We start from the raw sequence: 18,988 nt of genomic DNA, 5'->3' as shown, positions 1-18,988 counted from the left end.
ATTCACTTTATTTGCATTTAAAACCATTTTAACGGCTATTTACCCCGAGAATTTTTTAACCATGCTGCATATCCCATGCATAACTGAATAGCGAGCACCACTGAGCGACACTTAATCAGCAACAACAAGAGGCAGTACACATCTATCACGAGCCCTTTTCTATCAACTCGGCTCACAGGCTCATATCGACTCATCTCATCATCAACAAGCAACACCATGACTCAACAACCATTATCCTTGCCGCCAGCCATGCCGCTGTTTGACAGCCTTATCTATCTGGAAGCTGGCAATCCGCAGGTCAATCAGTACCTTGCCAACCTCAGCCTCAATGATGTGCCCGATGCCGGGCTGGTTTACGAACTGACGGTTGATTGGCTGCTAGAGCAGCGCAACAGCGAAAACAACTACAAAACCTATCGCAGCGAACTGACCACTTTTTTACACTGGTGCTTTCGCGAGGCGGCCATCAGCCCGAAAGATCTCACTCGCCGCATCATGATCCGCTATCTCGACTACTGTCAGTCCCCCCCTGACGAGTTGATCGCCTATCGCAACGTGGCGCAGTTTATCCTCGACAAGGAGTGGGGAGAACGGTTGCCTAATCCGCAATGGCGACCGTTTCTCGGCAAGCGGGAGCTGGGCCGCACCTTGCCCTACCGTCTTAGCGAGCAGGCGATGAAGACCAAGCTCGCTATCCTGTCGGCCTTCTTCCAGTTCCTGATCCAGGAGGAGTACATGGACAGGAATCCCGCTCTGCTACTGCAGCGGGTCAAACGGCCGCAACAGCAGGAGGCCGATGATCAGGTGCAGGCCTTCAGCGAATTGCAGTGGTCATACGTGATGCAGGCCGCCGATACCCTTGCCAACGACCATCCGGAGCAACACGAGCGCAGCCGTTTTCTCACCATTCTGATGTACGCCTGCTATCTGCGGATCTCTGAGGTTGCAGCCCGGCCGGGCTTTACCCCTGTGATGGGGCAGTTCAGGCGGGATCGCAAAACCGGCGTCTGGGGCTACTTTATTCCGCAAAGCAAAGGGGGCAAACGGCGTACCGTAGCGGTATCCCAAGCGCTGCTGGCGGCACTCGAGCGCTACCGCCGTTTCCTCGGTCTCTCTCCCTTGCCGACACCGGATGAACAGACGCCACTGTTCGTTCGTCATAAAGCGGCAGCCCACGGCCGCGAGCAGGGGGAGATCAACGCCAACCTCGGCATTCGCCAGTTACGGGATTTGATCATGGTGATCATCGGTAAAGGCGCAGAATTGGCAGAGCAGGATGGATTTGTCCAGGATGCGGCCGAAATGCGGCAACTCTCTCCCCATGCGATCCGCCACACCGGGATCACCCATGACATCAACCTGCATGGGCGGCCGCTTTCCCATGTACAGGCCGATGCAGGACATGACAGCATCGACACCACTTCGAAATACCTGCACACCAGCCACAGTGAACGACATGAGAGCGCCCAGCAAAAGCCGCTGGACCGACTGAACCAACAAGTGAGAGATAACGTTCGCAAAAGCTAACGAACAACGTGACATTACCCTGATTTGTATTGACTGCTCTTAGAGCACAGAATGGCTTGTTTGGGGTGTCATAGAAGTTGGCGCGGCAATGTTGTACTTCTCTGGATGGCAATCGGTTCAGGAAATATTTATGGCTCACATGGATGATTCAGAACAGGCACCTTGCCATCTGTGGCATACATATTTACCCCGTAGCAGAGAAGCAAAAAACGAAATGGCTTGCTGAAACAACGAGAACCCCCGATGCCGAAAGCTAAGTAACATGCCGGAAGCAATCATATTCGGATTGAACAGCGCCTTGTTATCACACTTGCATATCCAGTCATCATTGGTGATATTGATGTCAATATTAACGAGAAGCCAAGGAGCGGATATGCAAGTGGCAGTGGTGGAAAAGACCTTCAGGATCGTTGGCAAAGGGTCGCTCATGGCCCAGTTCACCTTTATCTCTTCAGGCACACTGCATATCTGGTTTCCGGATGTGGGCCTGCAGATGGAGGCCCACTGCAAAGAGTTGCGTATCGAAGATTGCACCATTATCTATACCAATGGCCTCCATCATGGCCAGCCCAGAGCACTCTGGTCCTTAACCCTCCATCCCGACGATATGAACGAGCTCAAACGCATATTGCAGCAGTTTAACAGCAACCTCTACTTGACCTGCCAGCCACCCACATTGGCCATCGCCAAACGTGCCTTGAATATGAATTGACCCGACTTCCAAAAAAGTCGCAATCATGCCAGCCACAACAATAAGCTCTGAGGATTAAGGGGAGGGGAATCTATCGCGATAGTCGGCATTTTTATGGCTGTTTTACAAGAAGGAGTATCAATATTTCCAGAGAGAGACCTCTCAAGTAGGGGACAGATATTTCCAAGAATATTCACGGTAATGACGATAGTTATAACGGTGAAAATCAAACATAACGCTCAATAAGTGAGGGGGATTCCGCACAACGTATTGATTTAATAGTGAACTCTTGTCTCAAAATGGGACATTTGTGGTTTCAGAATATCGACTAAGGGGAGGGGACATAGTTCCAAGAGATGTTAGGGTACAGCTAAATGAGCAGTTGGTTGAACTCGCCAATTCCTATTGCCAACACTATGGCTCCAAGCACGATGCATTGTCTGCTTTAGGTGAGGATCTTCTTCGTTTGGCAGATCAAGGTGTCCATGATGGTTCTTCGTCATGGATCGCATTAATACAGGAGTTGTGTCGCCGTAGTGGTTAAATCCACTCAGCGTTATCTCTCACATAGATGCCGATAAATGGGGTTATCGGCATCTCCATGCTATTGATCACTTGAATCATTTTTTTTCCAGCTCCATCTTAACTTGGCCTATTTACTTCTTCATGGAGAAACTTCGACATGACATACAGCATTGGCGATGTAGTTTATTTGAACAGTGGTGGCCCTTACATGACAGTCACCTATGTAGATGCTTTGGATAATGAACTGCGTTGTAAGTGGTTCTTTAATGGTCAAGAGAATCAGGGCATTTATCCATCTGCAGCAGTTAGCCTGCGACCTGAACCCAAGAACGAGCCGGCAAACGAAGCAGGTTCAGTCAAATTGTGGGATTGACCCACAAACGTATCGCCGAATACTGAAAAGATATTCTCAAATTTCCTTTCCGTAATCTGGACCCCAATCCATTTCACTAAGTGACGTGGCATTGGGGTCACACTGTGCCAGCAGTTATTCCAGTGTGTAGCGCGGTTGGCCACGCAGTTTGGCGCGAGCACGCTCCACATCATCAAACGCCGCAGTCAGCAGCGCCGGATCACCATCTTCAAGAGCTGCCTGCAGATAAGCAACCATATCGGCCTCGGTGGCCAGGCAGTCAACCGCATCAAAGCGGCTCCATTGTTCGGTTCTCTTCATTCCGTCCTCCCGCACCCTTCATTGCGCATAATGTCGTTCAGCATTATGTTGAGTGGTCTTCCCCCTGCGACCATCCCGAAGGGGCAGGGGGACGCGACTAGGCCGCTACGTGGGCCAGCTCGCTGGCATCGTCGCAACGACCGAGCGCCCGTAACATAATCTGTGTTATGCGCAGCTGTGGTTTGCTATCAAATTCCCGTCGCCGGCGCGCTACCTGGACAAACATTTGCTATCAAAACAGCACATCGAGCTAGACCGCGGCCCTGCATTTTGCTATCATTACCTTAGTGGGGCGACTCAGCCCGTCAACGGAGTGATACCAAATGTCCAAGGCAACCATCAATTTTGATTACCGTTCAGGCGTTCTTGATGCTGCATGGGTTGAGCGCCAACTTGAGTTCTTTTGGTTCAAGGGTGACCAGCAGGTGCTCGTCTACTTGGATCGTTCAGAGGTGGACAACCTCTCTGTGCCTGTCGCTGCAAGCGTCGTACAGGTGAAGTCCATCATTCGTCAGTATGTCAGGGGTAAAGCATGATCCTTACTTTGCGATTGGATCCACAGCAGGATGAGGCCGTCGAGCAGTTGAAGCGGGTAACCGGGGAGACTGCCGCCTCCAAGGCCGTCATGGCCGCCGCATGTTCTTATGTCCAGCTGCGTGAGACTATCGAGCGGCAGCGGGCCGAACTGGACGCCCTACAGCGTGAGTTCGCCCAGTACCGCGATGTTGTCCAGCGGTACAAGGCCGCCCGTGATCAGTTCGACCTCTTGTAGCAAAACAAGTCGCCCAGGATAAACCCGGGGCGACTTTTTGCTATCACCCTCTCGCGCGTTCGGCCTTGGCCAGCTCGCTGCAGGACGACCGCCTGCTATCATTCCAGCTTCCCCCCATCTCCTTGTGACCCACCGCAGCAAACGAGCGCACGAAGTGCAAGCGAGTATAAGGCGGCCCCCAGTTGCCCATATTCGGGAAAGTGGTAGGCCCGCCGAAACTTCTTTGGAGTGCTTACCAGAGGCAGTAACACCCCCCCTTCCTGCCAAACCGTCTTTGATGCCCCGGAAGGCTGGGCCATCAGCAGAGAGGGTTGGCCCGCTTGCGGGCAGCGGGTTCAAGGCTGGGGTCTTCGTTACGTTAAAATTTTCACGTAAGGCCTGAACTGGGCCCCCGAATGGGGGCCGGGGCGGGAGTTGAGACGGCCACGTACTCTAACTGTGGCTTTGACTCCGAGAGCCGGACGATACCTCGGGCCAATTTTTATTGTTTTTCAGTGTGTTAGCTTTGATATGGTGTGTTAAAACGACGGCAGGGAGTAAAGGGGGGTTAACTGGTCATTCCTTTCCTCTCTCGCTCGATGGCGTTTGCTGCCTCTTCCAACCTGTTATCTATCAACCAGTTCACTATGTCGCTCATCTTCACCGTTGAGCTGCACTTGAAACTCGTCTCTATCGCTTTCCGCTCCAGCCTCATACGGCGGGGGCCATTTATCCGAACGGTCGTGTCTTCTCTCTGTGGTTTGCTCACTTAGCCTCCTGATTCATTCCTCACTACCTGAACACAAGTCTACAGCATGCTAGTTTTTTGTGTTCACCATGCTTGCATGGTGCATGCGATCCCCGTATGATTTTTCAATCACATGCGCGCATGCGTTAAATAATTGCCGGGAAATCACATAGGTATGTACGACTTTTGGGAAATCCATGTACCCTTCGCCGATAGGTGGTGTACCACTCAGCGTGTAGGCGCTGGCTCTGCCGACATCGTGGGGATGGTTGACCTAGAAGAGTGCGGACGCCGTGGTTTAACTCTTGGCTCCAGACGTGTTGACTTCGCCATTGACAGAGAGGGCGCCCTCCATGATCTCTACCACCCTTGGGAGTCACTCCCTAGCTCGTTCACAGACATCGCCTGCAAGCTCCATCAGGCCCATCTCAAGCGCAGTTGGCCTTGCATTGCTCTCAAAGCATCACCGGCTAAGTTGCTGCAAGGTCACAACGTCTACGGGTCGAGTAATGCTGCTGTTGGTATCCTCGAACTACTCGCGGCCTTCGCTAGAGCACTACCCCGAGTCGCTGAGATGCTCGACTGGGGCAATGCCCACATTCGCCGCGTAGACGTTACTTACTCCATCCAACTTCCTGACGCCGAGACGCTGGCTAACTGCCTCTCGGCAATCGGTAATCTCTCACACCGTCACTTGCGGGCCGCCAAAGAGGCGGACTATGAGAGCACCATCTATTTCAACAAGCGCAGTCAAGACCAGCAGGATGCCGGGCGGACTCGCGTTCTGGTCGTCTACGCCAAGCACAACGAGATGCAGCACCAGCTTGAGCAGCTCAAGCGGGCAGCACGTACCGAGAAGACCACCCGCTATGACCCGGTGATCAAGAGCCTCGAAGACCCCGAGCTAAACGCCTTCGCCGCTAACCGCCTCCGGTTTGAGGGGAGGGCACTTACCCGGTGGTTTGAGCGCAACAAGATCCCCCGCAACGTGTGGCAGTTCCTGACGTTCGTTGGTCACTTCGAGAGCGACCCGGCCAATGATGGCCTCTCGTTCTGTGAGTGGGCATGGCGGGATCTCTTCTCCGAGATGTTCGCGGCCCTTGGTGCAACCAAGGTCTCGTTGACCCAGAACAGCCGGGTGCAAGAGCAGCTGCGCAAGCACTATGGCCGCTGCAAGCTCATTACCAATCACGATGGCACCATCACTGAGAAGTGGAGTTACGCCAGAGCGGATCGCTTGATGTTGTTCTATCGCAGTCTGGCCACTGACGGATGGGACAAGACCAAGCGCCTTACCGCCTCCAGCACCTTCTATGATGCTGTGAACTGCCTCTTGGCTATCGGCTTGACCAAGGCCCAGCTCCAGAACCTGAAGAAGCGCCAGACCCTCAAGCTGTTGCACCTCATTCGCATGGACTTCGACGCACAGCGTCCGGCCTCCTACGTTGAGCCCGTGGGCACGGTGCTCGATAAGCAGGGCGACATCCTCAGCATCGGCGATAAGTTCGGGCGTGGCTTCGTCCAGTCGTTCGGCCAGTCCCGTGAGCAGCTCATCCAAAAGGCGGTTGGATCCTATGTGGATCTTTCTGCTGCCGAGGCTTCCGTCCAGCATCTTCTCGCAGGCCGTCCGCTGCGCATCAACGACAACGAACAACTGCACCTGGCTGTGTTCGATGACGGGTCGTTCGAGCTTATCCGGGGCGACATCTTTGCCTATCACGAAAAGCATGACATCCCCGTTCCTGACCAGCGAACCCCTGCATACGGTTCTGACGATGAGTTGCTTGATGACTTTGCCGCTTATCTCGGCACCAAATCGGCCCCCGAATTTGATGCCCGGTCATATGCGCAAACCGAGCATCGCAAGCTGTCCATCATTCTCGACTCGCTGCGTAGTCAGCTGGCCGACGCCGAACAAGACCCGGACAAGATCGCTACGGCGGTCAAACTCCGTGAACGAATCACCCATACCAAGCGGCGTTTGGATCGCCTCTGGTTCTGGGCACACCGGGCCACTGATTCCCGTGGCCGCAACATCAAGCAAGGGGAAAACCAATGTCTGGCATGAAGCAAACCGTGAACTTTGTGAACGTCCGTTATGGGCAGATGGATGAGAGCGACGGCGGTAACTCGTGGGCTCATATCCACGTTATCGAAGACGCTATCGACGTACGTGACGGTTTTGCCGGGTGCGATCTCGGTAAGATCACCGTCGATACCTCTGATGGTAACAAGCTGGCCAAGTCCATCCACGCCGCTGTTCGTTCCGGCGAACTGGTGCCCGGCAATGCCGAGTTTGAATTCCAACTCTCGTTTAGCCTCAAGGGTTCCAAGCCGACTGTTGTTGGCTTCGTCCCGAACGGCAAGAAACTTCCCCTCGATGAGGCGATCAAGGTCGCCAGTCAGGGCGGGAAGGTTGCGGAGAAATTCTAATGCCCCGTCCGTGCTTTTTTGTTGATTCCACTACAGGGGTAACACGGGTCGAACATCTTGATGTTTGCCCACAAACGAGCGCGGACGGGTCGTTAGTTTATACCCTGCTAACTCCTTCGGAATTAGACCGGGTATTTGCAACCGCTGATTTATTTGGGTTTGACCCCGAGATATTCGGCGCGTTTGTTCTGTATTTTATCCTCCTGTTCCTTGGGGGGTATTTCACTGGCCTTATTGCTCGCAAGCTGGGCCGTTAACTTTGAGGGAAACTATCATGGAAAAGATCAATCAACTGTTTGCTGCTGGTATGAAAAAAGCCACCGTCCCCGCTGTTATTGCAGCACCTTTTGTTGCAACAGCTGCGCGCGCTGATGAGGCTGGTATCACCAAGGCCATCAACGACGCCATTGCTTCCGGTACTGCCAACTATGGCACCGTGACCGCTGGTGTTATCACCGTGGCCGCGCTCGGGTTCTGCGTAGGCATGATCGTTTCCTGGCTGCGTAAATAAGTATGTTGGTAGCCGCCATTCTTGCCGCCGCTGGCGCGTTCGTGTTTGGGGCTGCCTTTTTAGCGGGGGTGTTCACCTCCTGAACTGGGGGGCTTCGGCCCCTTTTTAATTAGGTGTCACCATGCGTTATTTCTTACCTTTGCTGTTTTCCCCTTTTGCCGCGTTCGCTGGCTGTGCCCCCGGCGTAAATTACGGTTCTGCTCATATCGTTTCACCAAATCCCATTTGCTATGTTTACTCGGGTTCTACACTGGGCGGTTGTTATGCCTATTGCGGTGGGAGTGAGAATGGCTCTGTTTGTGTTGAGCTGCCTAACGCCGTTCCTCCTACCCGTGGCCCTTACTTTTCTAGCGGCCAAGAGTGTACTCCCAATGATAATAACGGCCCTGGGAAAGATCCAAATCCTCCTGTTGGTGAAGATGGCACCGCTACAGGTGGCAATGGTGTTGTTAATATGGGCGAGCTGTGGGTTGGTCAAAATAGCCATGCCGATTTAGGCAAAGGCTTTAACGTTGTTTCAAATAACGTTCGCGTGGCGTCTGATAAAGTTTCTGGAGAGATTAAGGATTTCTCAAGAAAGTTTGATTCTTTTTCTTTTGATGCCTCTAGATACCTTTCAGAATCCAGTCAGGATTTAAAGCGCATTGCTAATAACACTGCAAATCTTGCTAATGCCATTGGTCAGGGTAATGAAACCCTTAACGCTCAACTCATGAAGCTAAATCAAAGTCGGGTTTTAGACCATTCTTTCTGGCTTAATGAAATGAACCAAGACCGTGAGAAGGCCCAATACTATTACAGCAATATGCGCGATTTGGTTTCTCAAATACATGGCATTCTTGAATGGGGGCCAAACAATGGTGGTGGCAATAATAACGGTGGCGGTAATAATAGTGGTGGTAGTGGATTACCTGATGCGGCTCTTAATTCCATTTACAATATGGAAGAGGATATCAGCAAATTAAATGAATTGTTTGGCGGTCGTTATAGCCCTTACATGAGGGGCATGATGGATACAAATCAGCTCTTGAATGATATATCCGGCAAGCTCGACAAACTGGGCGAGGGTGGTGGTACTGGTGGTGGTGAGGGAGGCGAGGGTGGTGATAAGCCTTGCGAAGGCCCGTTGTGTGACTTCACCAAGCCCCCTGTTAGCTCCGGTTCTGGCTTGTCCTCGGTCTTCTCTGAGGAATCCATTGCTGATGTGAAGAAGCAGATCGAGGCCAAGGATGGGGAGATCACCGACGTAATGAGGGACGTTAAGTCCGTGTTTATCTCTGAGGAACTGACGATTAGCGGCACCTATAACAATGACTATCAGGATATTCATGGCGTTAAGGTTGATTTAAGCGGCAAATCAAACTTGGAACTGTTTTTTAATTCTGGCCCCCGGACAGCCATTTGGTTTTTGGCTGTGCTGGTTGCCTTTTCTATTCTGATGGGAGGAAGGAAGAATGCGTAACCTGATTATTGTGGCCCTTCTCGTTCTGCCGTCGGTCGCCTTTGCGGCCGATAGCTCTTCGTCCTTCTTGGACTACGTTGGCCAGCAACTCAACGACCTGCATTATGCTATTACCGAAGAAGTGCCGGGGATATTTCACCGTTTTGTTGCTTGGGGGGTTGAGTATTACACCTTGGCGATGTTAACCGCCAAGTTGCATATGATTAAGTTCGCGTATCTGGTTGCCAAGCAGATAGCCACCGATATCAATATCAGTGCCTATTTGCTGTCGTCTATTTCTCAGATGCCCGAGGGGGTACGTTGGGCCTTGCAAGAGTTAGGGTTTGCCAATGGCCTTAATTTGTTGATTAACGTGTATATCACACGCTTTGTTATGAACATCATGGGGTGGTAAATGGCAATCGTTATTGAGCACGGGCATAACGGTTCTTATAAGTCCAGTTCGGTTATTTGGTATCGTTTATTGCCAGCCCTTCGCGCTGGCCGTCTTGTTGTTACCAATGCTGCCGGGATGTATCCCTTGCATCGTATAGAGGAGTTCTTGGGCGAGAAATTCCCAGATACGGCACGCCTGTTTCGTATTAGTTCTCAAGACCCGAGATATCAGGAGTTATGGCGTCGTTGGCATCATTGGATGCCTATTGGCGCATTTGTCTTTATTGATGAGTGTCAGGATATATATGACCGGGATGTGTTTAAGGGACAGAAGGAGTACGACCTTAAACCGATTGATACTTACAGCGAGGTATTACCTAAAGACTTTATTCAGCTATTCAAGGATATGCTTGAAAGCTATAAGCCTGACGCCATTGATGAGTGTGACATGGATGATACGGGGAGGGTGGTATTTGATGACCGGGGACAGATTATTTACCCGACCACGCCGAAAGAATCTTTCATGCGTCACCGCCACTATAACTGGGATGTTGTATTTGCAACTCCCGATATTAACTCTATCCCTCGTCCGGTTCGGGCCTGCTGCGAAGTAGCCTTTGCGTATTCCAGCAAAGACTCTTTTTTTCTTTCTAAACGGAAACCTCGCATCTATGAACACAACCCCCTCGAAAACGGAATTCCGACCAAGCAGAGTGTCACGTTTAAAAGGCATGTGCCGCTGGCTGTGCATATGCTATATAAGTCCACTCAAACAGGTTCTATTACAAAGTCCGGCCAATCTGGCGGGCCGTTATCCTCGTTTAAAGTCCGCTTTGTCATGTTTGTATTTCTGCCGCTCATTCTTGTGTACTGGGGTTATTTCTTTTATTCGCGGCTTGCGTCTGACCCTCCGGTATCTGAGAACGGGCATACTGTGGTTACTTCGGGTGGTAGTTCTGCGTCTTCTGGTTCTGTGGCTGTGCCTGTTTCTAACCAGAATGCTGGCAACGGGAGCAGTCAGTCTTCTTTCGTAATGCCTTATCAGGTCACGGAGCTGTTCGTCACCGGGTCTAGTGGTGCCATCTACATGGGGCGGTTTGAGGGACTGGTGATCTTCTCTGGCGTTCGTGGCCAGCAGGAACTCGCGTTTAACTCTGATGACTTGGTGAACATGGGTTACAAGGTGGATTATCTCGGGGACTGCTATTCGGTAGTCACTGACCGGGCTGGCCGTGCGATGGTCGTGAACTGTGCGCCACGGATCTACAGTCAGCCCAGCACACCGCAGAACGTCTTGCCCGGCAATGTCGTCCAGTTAGCCAACCTGACGAAACCCAGCTAATCAAAACATAAAGCACCGGGCGCTCGGCCCGCGAAGCGGGCTGAGCGACAAGGGCCGTGCGCCCGGTGCTGTTGTTGCCGATAAAGCTAGTTATCGGCACCAGACCCGGCACAACCCCCCATAGCCCCTCAAACAAGCCACAACTGCGCATAATGTCGTTCAGCATTATGTTGAGTGGTCTTCCCCCTGCGACCATCCCGAAGGGGCAGGGGGACGCGACTAGGCCGCTACGTGGGCCAGCTCGCTGGCATCGTCGCAACGACCGAGCGCCCGTAACATAATCTGTGTTATGCGCAGCTGTGGTTTGCTATCAAATTCCCGTCGCCGGCGCGCTACCTGGACAAACATTTGCTATCAAAACAGCACATCGAGCTAGACCGCGGCCCTGCATTTTGCTATCATTACCTTAGTGGGGCGACTCAGCCCGTCAACGGAGTGATACCAAATGTCCAAGGCAACCATCAATTTTGATTACCGTTCAGGCGTTCTTGATGCTGCATGGGTTGAGCGCCAACTTGAGTTCTTTTGGTTCAAGGGTGACCAGCAGGTGCTCGTCTACTTGGATCGTTCAGAGGTGGACAACCTCTCTGTGCCTGTCGCTGCAAGCGTCGTACAGGTGAAGTCCATCATTCGTCAGTATGTCAGGGGTAAAGCATGATCCTTACTTTGCGATTGGATCCACAGCAGGATGAGGCCGTCGAGCAGTTGAAGCGGGTAACCGGGGAGACTGCCGCCTCCAAGGCCGTCATGGCCGCCGCATGTTCTTATGTCCAGCTGCGTGAGACTATCGAGCGGCAGCGGGCCGAACTGGACGCCCTACAGCGTGAGTTCGCCCAGTACCGCGATGTTGTCCAGCGGTACAAGGCCGCCCGTGATCAGTTCGACCTCTTGTAGCAAAACAAGTCGCCCAGGATAAACCCGGGGCGACTTTTTGCTATCACCCTCTCGCGCGTTCGGCCTTGGCCAGCTCGCTGCAGGACGACCGCCTGCTATCATTCCAGCTTCCCCCCATCTCCTTGTGACCCACCGCAGCAAACGAGCGCACGAAGTGCAAGCGAGTATAAGGCGGCCCCCAGTTGCCCATATTCGGGAAAGTGGTAGGCCCGCCGAAACTTCTTTGGAGTGCTTACCAGAGGCAGTAACACCCCCCCTTCCTGCCAAACCGTCTTTGATGCCCCGGAAGGCTGGGCCATCAGCAGAGAGGGTTGGCCCGCTTGCGGGCAGCGGGTTCAAGGCTGGGGTCTTCGTTACGTTAAAATTTTCACGTAAGGCCTGAACTGGGCCCCCGAATGGGGGCCGGGGCGGGAGTTGAGACGGCCACGTACTCTAACTGTGGCTTTGACTCCGAGAGCCGGACGATACCTCGGGCCAATTTTTATTGTTTTTCAGTGTGTTAGCTTTGATATGGTGTGTTAAAACGACGGCAGGGAGTAAAGGGGGGTTAACTGGTCATTCCTTTCCTCTCTCGCTCGATGGCGTTTGCTGCCTCTTCCAACCTGTTATCTATCAACCAGTTCACTATGTCGCTCATCTTCACCGTTGAGCTGCACTTGAAACTCGTCTCTATCGCTTTCCGCTCCAGCCTCATACGGCGGGGGCCATTTATCCGAACGGTCGTGTCTTCTCTCTGTGGTTTGCTCACTTAGCCTCCTGATTCATTCCTCACTACCTGAACACAAGTCTACAGCATGCTAGTTTTTTGTGTTCACCATGCTTGCATGGTGCATGCGATCCCCGTATGATTTTTCAATCACATGCGCGCATGCGTTAAATAATTGCCGGGAAATCACATAGGTATGTACGACTTTTGGGAAATCCATGTACCCTTCGCCGATAGGTGGTGTACCACTCAGCGTGTAGGCGCTGGCTCTGCCGACATCGTGGGGATGGTTGACCTAGAAGAGTGCGGACGCCGTGGTTTAACTCTTGGCTCCAGACGTGTTGACTTCGCCATTGACAGAGAGGGCGCCCTCCATGATCTCTACCACCCTTGGGAGTCACTCCCTAGCTCGTTCACAGACATCGCCTGCAAGCTCCATCAGGCCCATCTCAAGCGCAGTTGGCCTTGCATTGCTCTCAAAGCATCACCGGCTAAGTTGCTGCAAGGTCACAACGTCTACGGGTCGAGTAATGCTGCTGTTGGTATCCTCGAACTACTCGCGGCCTTCGCTAGAGCACTACCCCGAGTCGCTGAGATGCTCGACTGGGGCAATGCCCACATTCGCCGCGTAGACGTTACTTACTCCATCCAACTTCCTGACGCCGAGACGCTGGCTAACTGCCTCTCGGCAATCGGTAATCTCTCACACCGTCACTTGCGGGCCGCCAAAGAGGCGGACTATGAGAGCACCATCTATTTCAACAAGCGCAGTCAAGACCAGCAGGATGCCGGGCGGACTCGCGTTCTGGTCGTCTACGCCAAGCACAACGAGATGCAGCACCAGCTTGAGCAGCTCAAGCGGGCAGCACGTACCGAGAAGACCACCCGCTATGACCCGGTGATCAAGAGCCTCGAAGACCCCGAGCTAAACGCCTTCGCCGCTAACCGCCTCCGGTTTGAGGGGAGGGCACTTACCCGGTGGTTTGAGCGCAACAAGATCCCCCGCAACGTGTGGCAGTTCCTGACGTTCGTTGGTCACTTCGAGAGCGACCCGGCCAATGATGGCCTCTCGTTCTGTGAGTGGGCATGGCGGGATCTCTTCTCCGAGATGTTCGCGGCCCTTGGTGCAACCAAGGTCTCGTTGACCCAGAACAGCCGGGTGCAAGAGCAGCTGCGCAAGCACTATGGCCGCTGCAAGCTCATTACCAATCACGATGGCACCATCACTGAGAAGTGGAGTTACGCCAGAGCGGATCGCTTGATGTTGTTCTATCGCAGTCTGGCCACTGACGGATGGGACAAGACCAAGCGCCTTACCGCCTCCAGCACCTTCTATGATGCTGTGAACTGCCTCTTGGCTATCGGCTTGACCAAGGCCCAGCTCCAGAACCTGAAGAAGCGCCAGACCCTCAAGCTGTTGCACCTCATTCGCATGGACTTCGACGCACAGCGTCCGGCCTCCTACGTTGAGCCCGTGGGCACGGTGCTCGATAAGCAGGGCGACATCCTCAGCATCGGCGATAAGTTCGGGCGTGGCTTCGTCCAGTCGTTCGGCCAGTCCCGTGAGCAGCTCATCCAAAAGGCGGTTGGATCCTATGTGGATCTTTCTGCTGCCGAGGCTTCCGTCCAGCATCTTCTCGCAGGCCGTCCGCTGCGCATCAACGACAACGAACAACTGCACCTGGCTGTGTTCGATGACGGGTCGTTCGAGCTTATCCGGGGCGACATCTTTGCCTATCACGAAAAGCATGACATCCCCGTTCCTGACCAGCGAACCCCTGCATACGGTTCTGACGATGAGTTGCTTGATGACTTTGCCGCTTATCTCGGCACCAAATCGGCCCCCGAATTTGATGCCCGGTCATATGCGCAAACCGAGCATCGCAAGCTGTCCATCATTCTCGACTCGCTGCGTAGTCAGCTGGCCGACGCCGAACAAGACCCGGACAAGATCGCTACGGCGGTCAAACTCCGTGAACGAATCACCCATACCAAGCGGCGTTTGGATCGCCTCTGGTTCTGGGCACACCGGGCCACTGATTCCCGTGGCCGCAACATCAAGCAAGGGGAAAACCAATGTCTGGCATGAAGCAAACCGTGAACTTTGTGAACGTCCGTTATGGGCAGATGGATGAGAGCGACGGCGGTAACTCGTGGGCTCATATCCACGTTATCGAAGACGCTATCGACGTACGTGACGGTTTTGCCGGGTGCGATCTCGGTAAGATCACCGTCGATACCTCTGATGGTAACAAGCTGGCCAAGTCCATCCACGCCGCTGTTCGTTCCGGCGAACTGGTGCCCGGCAATGCCGAGTTTGAATTCCAACTCTCGTTTAGCCTCAAGGGTTCCAAGCCGACTGTTGTTGGCTTCGTCCCGAACGGCAAGAAACTTCCCCTCGATGAGGCGATCAAGGTCGCCAGTCAGGGCGGGAAGGTTGCGGAGAAATTCTAATGCCCCGTCCGTGCTTTTTTGTTGATTCCACTACAGGGGTAACACGGGTCGAACATCTTGATGTTTGCCCACAAACGAGCGCGGACGGGTCGTTAGTTTATACCCTGCTAACTCCTTCGGAATTAGACCGGGTATTTGCAACCGCTGATTTATTTGGGTTTGACCCCGAGATATTCGGCGCGTTTGTTCTGTATTTTATCCTCCTGTTCCTTGGGGGGTATTTCACTGGCCTTATTGCTCGCAAGCTGGGCCGTTAACTTTGAGGGAAACTATCATGGAAAAGATCAATCAACTGTTTGCTGCTGGTATGAAAAAAGCCACCGTCCCCGCTGTTATTGCAGCACCTTTTGTTGCAACAGCTGCGCGCGCTGATGAGGCTGGTATCACCAAGGCCATCAACGACGCCATTGCTTCCGGTACTGCCAACTATGGCACCGTGACCGCTGGTGTTATCACCGTGGCCGCGCTCGGGTTCTGCGTAGGCATGATCGTTTCCTGGCTGCGTAAATAAGTATGTTGGTAGCCGCCATTCTTGCCGCCGCTGGCGCGTTCGTGTTTGGGGCTGCCTTTTTAGCGGGGGTGTTCACCTCCTGAACTGGGGGGCTTCGGCCCCTTTTTAATTAGGTGTCACCATGCGTTATTTCTTACCTTTGCTGTTTTCCCCTTTTGCCGCGTTCGCTGGCTGTGCCCCCGGCGTAAATTACGGTTCTGCTCATATCGTTTCACCAAATCCCATTTGCTATGTTTACTCGGGTTCTACACTGGGCGGTTGTTATGCCTATTGCGGTGGGAGTGAGAATGGCTCTGTTTGTGTTGAGCTGCCTAACGCCGTTCCTCCTACCCGTGGCCCTTACTTTTCTAGCGGCCAAGAGTGTACTCCCAATGATAATAACGGCCCTGGGAAAGATCCAAATCCTCCTGTTGGTGAAGATGGCACCGCTACAGGTGGCAATGGTGTTGTTAATATGGGCGAGCTGTGGGTTGGTCAAAATAGCCATGCCGATTTAGGCAAAGGCTTTAACGTTGTTTCAAATAACGTTCGCGTGGCGTCTGATAAAGTTTCTGGAGAGATTAAGGATTTCTCAAGAAAGTTTGATTCTTTTTCTTTTGATGCCTCTAGATACCTTTCAGAATCCAGTCAGGATTTAAAGCGCATTGCTAATAACACTGCAAATCTTGCTAATGCCATTGGTCAGGGTAATGAAACCCTTAACGCTCAACTCATGAAGCTAAATCAAAGTCGGGTTTTAGACCATTCTTTCTGGCTTAATGAAATGAACCAAGACCGTGAGAAGGCCCAATACTATTACAGCAATATGCGCGATTTGGTTTCTCAAATACATGGCATTCTTGAATGGGGGCCAAACAATGGTGGTGGCAATAATAACGGTGGCGGTAATAATAGTGGTGGTAGTGGATTACCTGATGCGGCTCTTAATTCCATTTACAATATGGAAGAGGATATCAGCAAATTAAATGAATTGTTTGGCGGTCGTTATAGCCCTTACATGAGGGGCATGATGGATACAAATCAGCTCTTGAATGATATATCCGGCAAGCTCGACAAACTGGGCGAGGGTGGTGGTACTGGTGGTGGTGAGGGAGGCGAGGGTGGTGATAAGCCTTGCGAAGGCCCGTTGTGTGACTTCACCAAGCCCCCTGTTAGCTCCGGTTCTGGCTTGTCCTCGGTCTTCTCTGAGGAATCCATTGCTGATGTGAAGAAGCAGATCGAGGCCAAGGATGGGGAGATCACCGACGTAATGAGGGACGTTAAGTCCGTGTTTATCTCTGAGGAACTGACGATTAGCGGCACCTATAACAATGACTATCAGGATATTCATGGCGTTAAGGTTGATTTAAGCGGCAAATCAAACTTGGAACTGTTTTTTAATTCTGGCCCCCGGACAGCCATTTGGTTTTTGGCTGTGCTGGTTGCCTTTTCTATTCTGATGGGAGGAAGGAAGAATGCGTAACCTGATTATTGTGGCCCTTCTCGTTCTGCCGTCGGTCGCCTTTGCGGCCGATAGCTCTTCGTCCTTCTTGGACTACGTTGGCCAGCAACTCAACGACCTGCATTATGCTATTACCGAAGAAGTGCCGGGGATATTTCACCGTTTTGTTGCTTGGGGGGTTGAGTATTACACCTTGGCGATGTTAACCGCCAAGTTGCATATGATTAAGTTCGCGTATCTGGTTGCCAAGCAGATAGCCACCGATATCAATATCAGTGCCTATTTGCTGTCGTCTATTTCTCAGATGCCCGAGGGGGTACGTTGGGCCTTGCAAGAGTTAGGGTTTGCCAATGGCCTTAATTTGTTGATTAACGTGTATATCACACGCTTTGTTATGAACATCATGGGGTGGTAAATGGCAATCGTTATTGAGCACGGGCATAACGGTTCTTATAAGTCCAGTTCGGTTATTTGGTATCGTTTATTGCCAGCCCTTCGCGCTGGCCGTCTTGTTGTTACCAATGCTGCCGGGATGTATCCCTTGCATCGTATAGAGGAGTTCTTGGGCGAGAAATTCCCAGATACGGCACGCCTGTTTCGTATTAGTTCTCAAGACCCGAGATATCAGGAGTTATGGCGTCGTTGGCATCATTGGATGCCTATTGGCGCATTTGTCTTTATTGATGAGTGTCAGGATATATATGACCGGGATGTGTTTAAGGGACAGAAGGAGTACGACCTTAAACCGATTGATACTTACAGCGAGGTATTACCTAAAGACTTTATTCAGCTATTCAAGGATATGCTTGAAAGCTATAAGCCTGACGCCATTGATGAGTGTGACATGGATGATACGGGGAGGGTGGTATTTGATGACCGGGGACAGATTATTTACCCGACCACGCCGAAAGAATCTTTCATGCGTCACCGCCACTATAACTGGGATGTTGTATTTGCAACTCCCGATATTAACTCTATCCCTCGTCCGGTTCGGGCCTGCTGCGAAGTAGCCTTTGCGTATTCCAGCAAAGACTCTTTTTTTCTTTCTAAACGGAAACCTCGCATCTATGAACACAACCCCCTCGAAAACGGAATTCCGACCAAGCAGAGTGTCACGTTTAAAAGGCATGTGCCGCTGGCTGTGCATATGCTATATAAGTCCACTCAAACAGGTTCTATTACAAAGTCCGGCCAATCTGGCGGGCCGTTATCCTCGTTTAAAGTCCGCTTTGTCATGTTTGTATTTCTGCCGCTCATTCTTGTGTACTGGGGTTATTTCTTTTATTCGCGGCTTGCGTCTGACCCTCCGGTATCTGAGAACGGGCATACTGTGGTTACTTCGGGTGGTAGTTCTGCGTCTTCTGGTTCTGTGGCTGTGCCTGTTTCTAACCAGAATGCTGGCAACGGGAGCAGTCAGTCTTCTTTCGTAATGCCTTATCAGGTCACGGAGCTGTTCGTCACCGGGTCTAGTGGTGCCATCTACATGGGGCGGTTTGAGGGACTGGTGATCTTCTCTGGCGTTCGTGGCCAGCAGGAACTCGCGTTTAACTCTGATGACTTGGTGAACATGGGTTACAAGGTGGATTATCTCGGGGACTGCTATTCGGTAGTCACTGACCGGGCTGGCCGTGCGATGGTCGTGAACTGTGCGCCACGGATCTACAGTCAGCCCAGCACACCGCAGAACGTCTTGCCCGGCAATGTCGTCCAGTTAGCCAACCTGACGAAACCCAGCTAATCAAAACATAAAGCACCGGGCGCTCGGCCCGCGAAGCGGGCTGAGCGACAAGGGCCGTGCGCCCGGTGCTGTTGTTGCCGATAAAGCTAGTTATCGGCACCAGACCCGGCACAACCCCCCATAGCCCCTCAAACAAGCCACAACTGCGCATAATGTATATTATGTTAAATTAAGAATCTTGTTTCCTGTCACCACTTATTGAACTG

20 protein-coding genes are annotated in these 18,988 nt (G+C 52.3%); 19 read left to right on the top strand and 1 reads right to left on the bottom strand.

Annotated features, from left to right (window positions below):
* The first annotated feature begins 249 nt into the window (after positions 1-249).
* From I6L34_RS21770 to I6L34_RS21760, 3 genes are all read left to right on the top strand, one after another.
* A complete protein-coding gene (locus I6L34_RS21770; protein ID WP_216956972.1) occupies positions 250-1,527 on the top strand; it encodes a site-specific integrase in 1,278 nt (425 codons plus the stop codon).
* Between the two features lie 373 nt (positions 1,528-1,900).
* Complete coding sequence (locus tag I6L34_RS21765; protein WP_005333109.1) at positions 1,901-2,239, top strand: hypothetical protein; 339 nt, start codon at positions 1,901-1,903, stop codon at positions 2,237-2,239.
* 661 nt (positions 2,240-2,900) lie between these two features.
* Complete coding sequence (locus tag I6L34_RS21760; protein WP_080764885.1) at positions 2,901-3,116, top strand: YodC family protein; 216 nt, start codon at positions 2,901-2,903, stop codon at positions 3,114-3,116.
* Between the two features lie 114 nt (positions 3,117-3,230).
* On the opposite strand, the gene I6L34_RS21755 is transcribed toward I6L34_RS21760, so the two are convergent.
* On the bottom strand, positions 3,231-3,416 hold the full coding sequence (locus tag I6L34_RS21755) for a DNA-binding protein (protein ID WP_019446394.1): 186 nt from the start codon (positions 3,414-3,416) through the stop codon (positions 3,231-3,233).
* Between the two features lie 323 nt (positions 3,417-3,739).
* Between I6L34_RS21755 and I6L34_RS21750 the strand changes: the two genes are divergently transcribed.
* From I6L34_RS21750 to I6L34_RS21675, 16 genes are all read left to right on the top strand, one after another.
* Positions 3,740-3,952 (top strand): hypothetical protein, encoded by a 213-nt coding sequence (locus tag I6L34_RS21750; RefSeq protein WP_201912919.1) that lies wholly within the window; start codon positions 3,740-3,742, stop codon positions 3,950-3,952.
* 8 nt (positions 3,953-3,960) lie between these two features.
* Positions 3,961-4,188: a hypothetical protein gene (locus tag I6L34_RS21745; protein ID WP_216955328.1), complete on the top strand. Its 228-nt coding sequence runs from the start codon at positions 3,961-3,963 to the stop codon at positions 4,186-4,188.
* A 902-nt stretch (positions 4,189-5,090) separates the two neighbouring features.
* Entirely contained in the window at positions 5,091-6,983 is a 1,893-nt protein-coding gene (locus I6L34_RS21740) for a phage/plasmid replication protein, II/X family (RefSeq protein ID WP_216955327.1), read from the top strand.
* On the top strand, positions 6,980-7,348 hold the full coding sequence (locus I6L34_RS21735; protein ID WP_216955326.1) for a hypothetical protein: 369 nt from the start codon (positions 6,980-6,982) through the stop codon (positions 7,346-7,348). Before I6L34_RS21740 ends, I6L34_RS21735 begins: the two co-directional genes overlap by 4 nt.
* A gap of 274 nt (positions 7,349-7,622) precedes the next feature.
* Positions 7,623-7,859, top strand: coding sequence for a hypothetical protein (locus I6L34_RS21730; RefSeq protein WP_201912911.1), 237 nt, complete (start codon positions 7,623-7,625; stop codon positions 7,857-7,859).
* Between the two features lie 121 nt (positions 7,860-7,980).
* Positions 7,981-9,321 carry a hypothetical protein gene (locus I6L34_RS21725; protein ID WP_216955325.1) on the top strand — a complete coding sequence of 447 codons (1,341 nt, stop codon included), beginning with the start codon at positions 7,981-7,983 and terminating at the stop codon, positions 9,319-9,321.
* Positions 9,314-9,715 carry a DUF2523 family protein gene (locus I6L34_RS21720; protein WP_201912907.1) on the top strand — a complete coding sequence of 134 codons (402 nt, stop codon included), beginning with the start codon at positions 9,314-9,316 and terminating at the stop codon, positions 9,713-9,715. Before I6L34_RS21725 ends, I6L34_RS21720 begins: the two co-directional genes overlap by 8 nt.
* Positions 9,716-11,038: a zonular occludens toxin domain-containing protein gene (locus tag I6L34_RS21715; RefSeq protein WP_216955324.1), complete on the top strand. Its 1,323-nt coding sequence runs from the start codon at positions 9,716-9,718 to the stop codon at positions 11,036-11,038. It begins immediately after the preceding gene.
* Positions 11,039-11,483: 445 nt separating this feature from the next.
* On the top strand, positions 11,484-11,696 hold the full coding sequence (locus I6L34_RS21710) for a hypothetical protein (protein ID WP_201912919.1): 213 nt from the start codon (positions 11,484-11,486) through the stop codon (positions 11,694-11,696).
* Positions 11,697-11,704: 8 nt separating this feature from the next.
* Complete coding sequence (locus I6L34_RS21705) at positions 11,705-11,932, top strand: hypothetical protein (RefSeq protein WP_216955328.1); 228 nt, start codon at positions 11,705-11,707, stop codon at positions 11,930-11,932.
* A gap of 902 nt (positions 11,933-12,834) precedes the next feature.
* Complete coding sequence (locus I6L34_RS21700; protein WP_216955327.1) at positions 12,835-14,727, top strand: phage/plasmid replication protein, II/X family; 1,893 nt, start codon at positions 12,835-12,837, stop codon at positions 14,725-14,727.
* The gene (locus I6L34_RS21695) at positions 14,724-15,092 is read left to right on the top strand and encodes a hypothetical protein (protein WP_216955326.1); all 369 of its coding nucleotides are present in this window, start codon (positions 14,724-14,726) and stop codon (positions 15,090-15,092) included. The genes I6L34_RS21700 and I6L34_RS21695 overlap by 4 nt, the downstream gene beginning before the upstream one ends.
* A gap of 274 nt (positions 15,093-15,366) precedes the next feature.
* Positions 15,367-15,603 (top strand): hypothetical protein, encoded by a 237-nt coding sequence (locus tag I6L34_RS21690; RefSeq protein ID WP_201912911.1) that lies wholly within the window; start codon positions 15,367-15,369, stop codon positions 15,601-15,603.
* Positions 15,604-15,724: 121 nt separating this feature from the next.
* Complete coding sequence (locus I6L34_RS21685) at positions 15,725-17,065, top strand: hypothetical protein (RefSeq protein ID WP_216955325.1); 1,341 nt, start codon at positions 15,725-15,727, stop codon at positions 17,063-17,065.
* Positions 17,058-17,459: a DUF2523 family protein gene (locus I6L34_RS21680; protein WP_201912907.1), complete on the top strand. Its 402-nt coding sequence runs from the start codon at positions 17,058-17,060 to the stop codon at positions 17,457-17,459. Before I6L34_RS21685 ends, I6L34_RS21680 begins: the two co-directional genes overlap by 8 nt.
* Positions 17,460-18,782: a zonular occludens toxin domain-containing protein gene (locus I6L34_RS21675; RefSeq protein WP_216955324.1), complete on the top strand. Its 1,323-nt coding sequence runs from the start codon at positions 17,460-17,462 to the stop codon at positions 18,780-18,782.
* Positions 18,783-18,988: the final 206 nt, after the last annotated feature.

It is taken from the genome of Aeromonas sp. FDAARGOS 1404, from assembly GCF_019047085.1.
Taxonomy (GTDB): domain Bacteria; phylum Pseudomonadota; class Gammaproteobacteria; order Enterobacterales; family Aeromonadaceae; genus Aeromonas; species Aeromonas veronii.
The sequence above is the reverse complement of the archived record's forward strand: the minus strand, read 5'-3'. Positions and strand labels throughout refer to the sequence as shown.

Bases quoted from the DNA above. Each gene is read 5' to 3' on its own strand.
- I6L34_RS21760 (WP_080764885.1), top strand. From the start codon at position 2,901: ATGACATACAGCATTGGCGATGTAGTTTATTTGAACAGTGGTGGCCCT.
- I6L34_RS21740 (WP_216955327.1), top strand. From the start codon at position 5,091: ATGTACGACTTTTGGGAAATCCATGTACCCTTCGCCGATAGGTGGTGT.
- I6L34_RS21770 (WP_216956972.1), top strand. From the start codon at position 250: ATGCCGCTGTTTGACAGCCTTATCTATCTGGAAGCTGGCAATCCGCAG.
- I6L34_RS21725 (WP_216955325.1), top strand. From the start codon at position 7,981: ATGCGTTATTTCTTACCTTTGCTGTTTTCCCCTTTTGCCGCGTTCGCT.
- I6L34_RS21755 (WP_019446394.1), bottom strand. From the start codon at position 3,416: ATGAAGAGAACCGAACAATGGAGCCGCTTTGATGCGGTTGACTGCCTG.
- I6L34_RS21710 (WP_201912919.1), top strand. From the start codon at position 11,484: ATGTCCAAGGCAACCATCAATTTTGATTACCGTTCAGGCGTTCTTGAT.
- I6L34_RS21730 (WP_201912911.1), top strand. From the start codon at position 7,623: ATGGAAAAGATCAATCAACTGTTTGCTGCTGGTATGAAAAAAGCCACC.
- I6L34_RS21715 (WP_216955324.1), top strand. From the start codon at position 9,716: ATGGCAATCGTTATTGAGCACGGGCATAACGGTTCTTATAAGTCCAGT.
- I6L34_RS21690 (WP_201912911.1), top strand. From the start codon at position 15,367: ATGGAAAAGATCAATCAACTGTTTGCTGCTGGTATGAAAAAAGCCACC.
- I6L34_RS21735 (WP_216955326.1), top strand. From the start codon at position 6,980: ATGAAGCAAACCGTGAACTTTGTGAACGTCCGTTATGGGCAGATGGAT.
- I6L34_RS21680 (WP_201912907.1), top strand. From the start codon at position 17,058: ATGCGTAACCTGATTATTGTGGCCCTTCTCGTTCTGCCGTCGGTCGCC.
- I6L34_RS21700 (WP_216955327.1), top strand. From the start codon at position 12,835: ATGTACGACTTTTGGGAAATCCATGTACCCTTCGCCGATAGGTGGTGT.
- I6L34_RS21750 (WP_201912919.1), top strand. From the start codon at position 3,740: ATGTCCAAGGCAACCATCAATTTTGATTACCGTTCAGGCGTTCTTGAT.
- I6L34_RS21720 (WP_201912907.1), top strand. From the start codon at position 9,314: ATGCGTAACCTGATTATTGTGGCCCTTCTCGTTCTGCCGTCGGTCGCC.
- I6L34_RS21675 (WP_216955324.1), top strand. From the start codon at position 17,460: ATGGCAATCGTTATTGAGCACGGGCATAACGGTTCTTATAAGTCCAGT.
- I6L34_RS21765 (WP_005333109.1), top strand. From the start codon at position 1,901: ATGCAAGTGGCAGTGGTGGAAAAGACCTTCAGGATCGTTGGCAAAGGG.
- I6L34_RS21695 (WP_216955326.1), top strand. From the start codon at position 14,724: ATGAAGCAAACCGTGAACTTTGTGAACGTCCGTTATGGGCAGATGGAT.
- I6L34_RS21685 (WP_216955325.1), top strand. From the start codon at position 15,725: ATGCGTTATTTCTTACCTTTGCTGTTTTCCCCTTTTGCCGCGTTCGCT.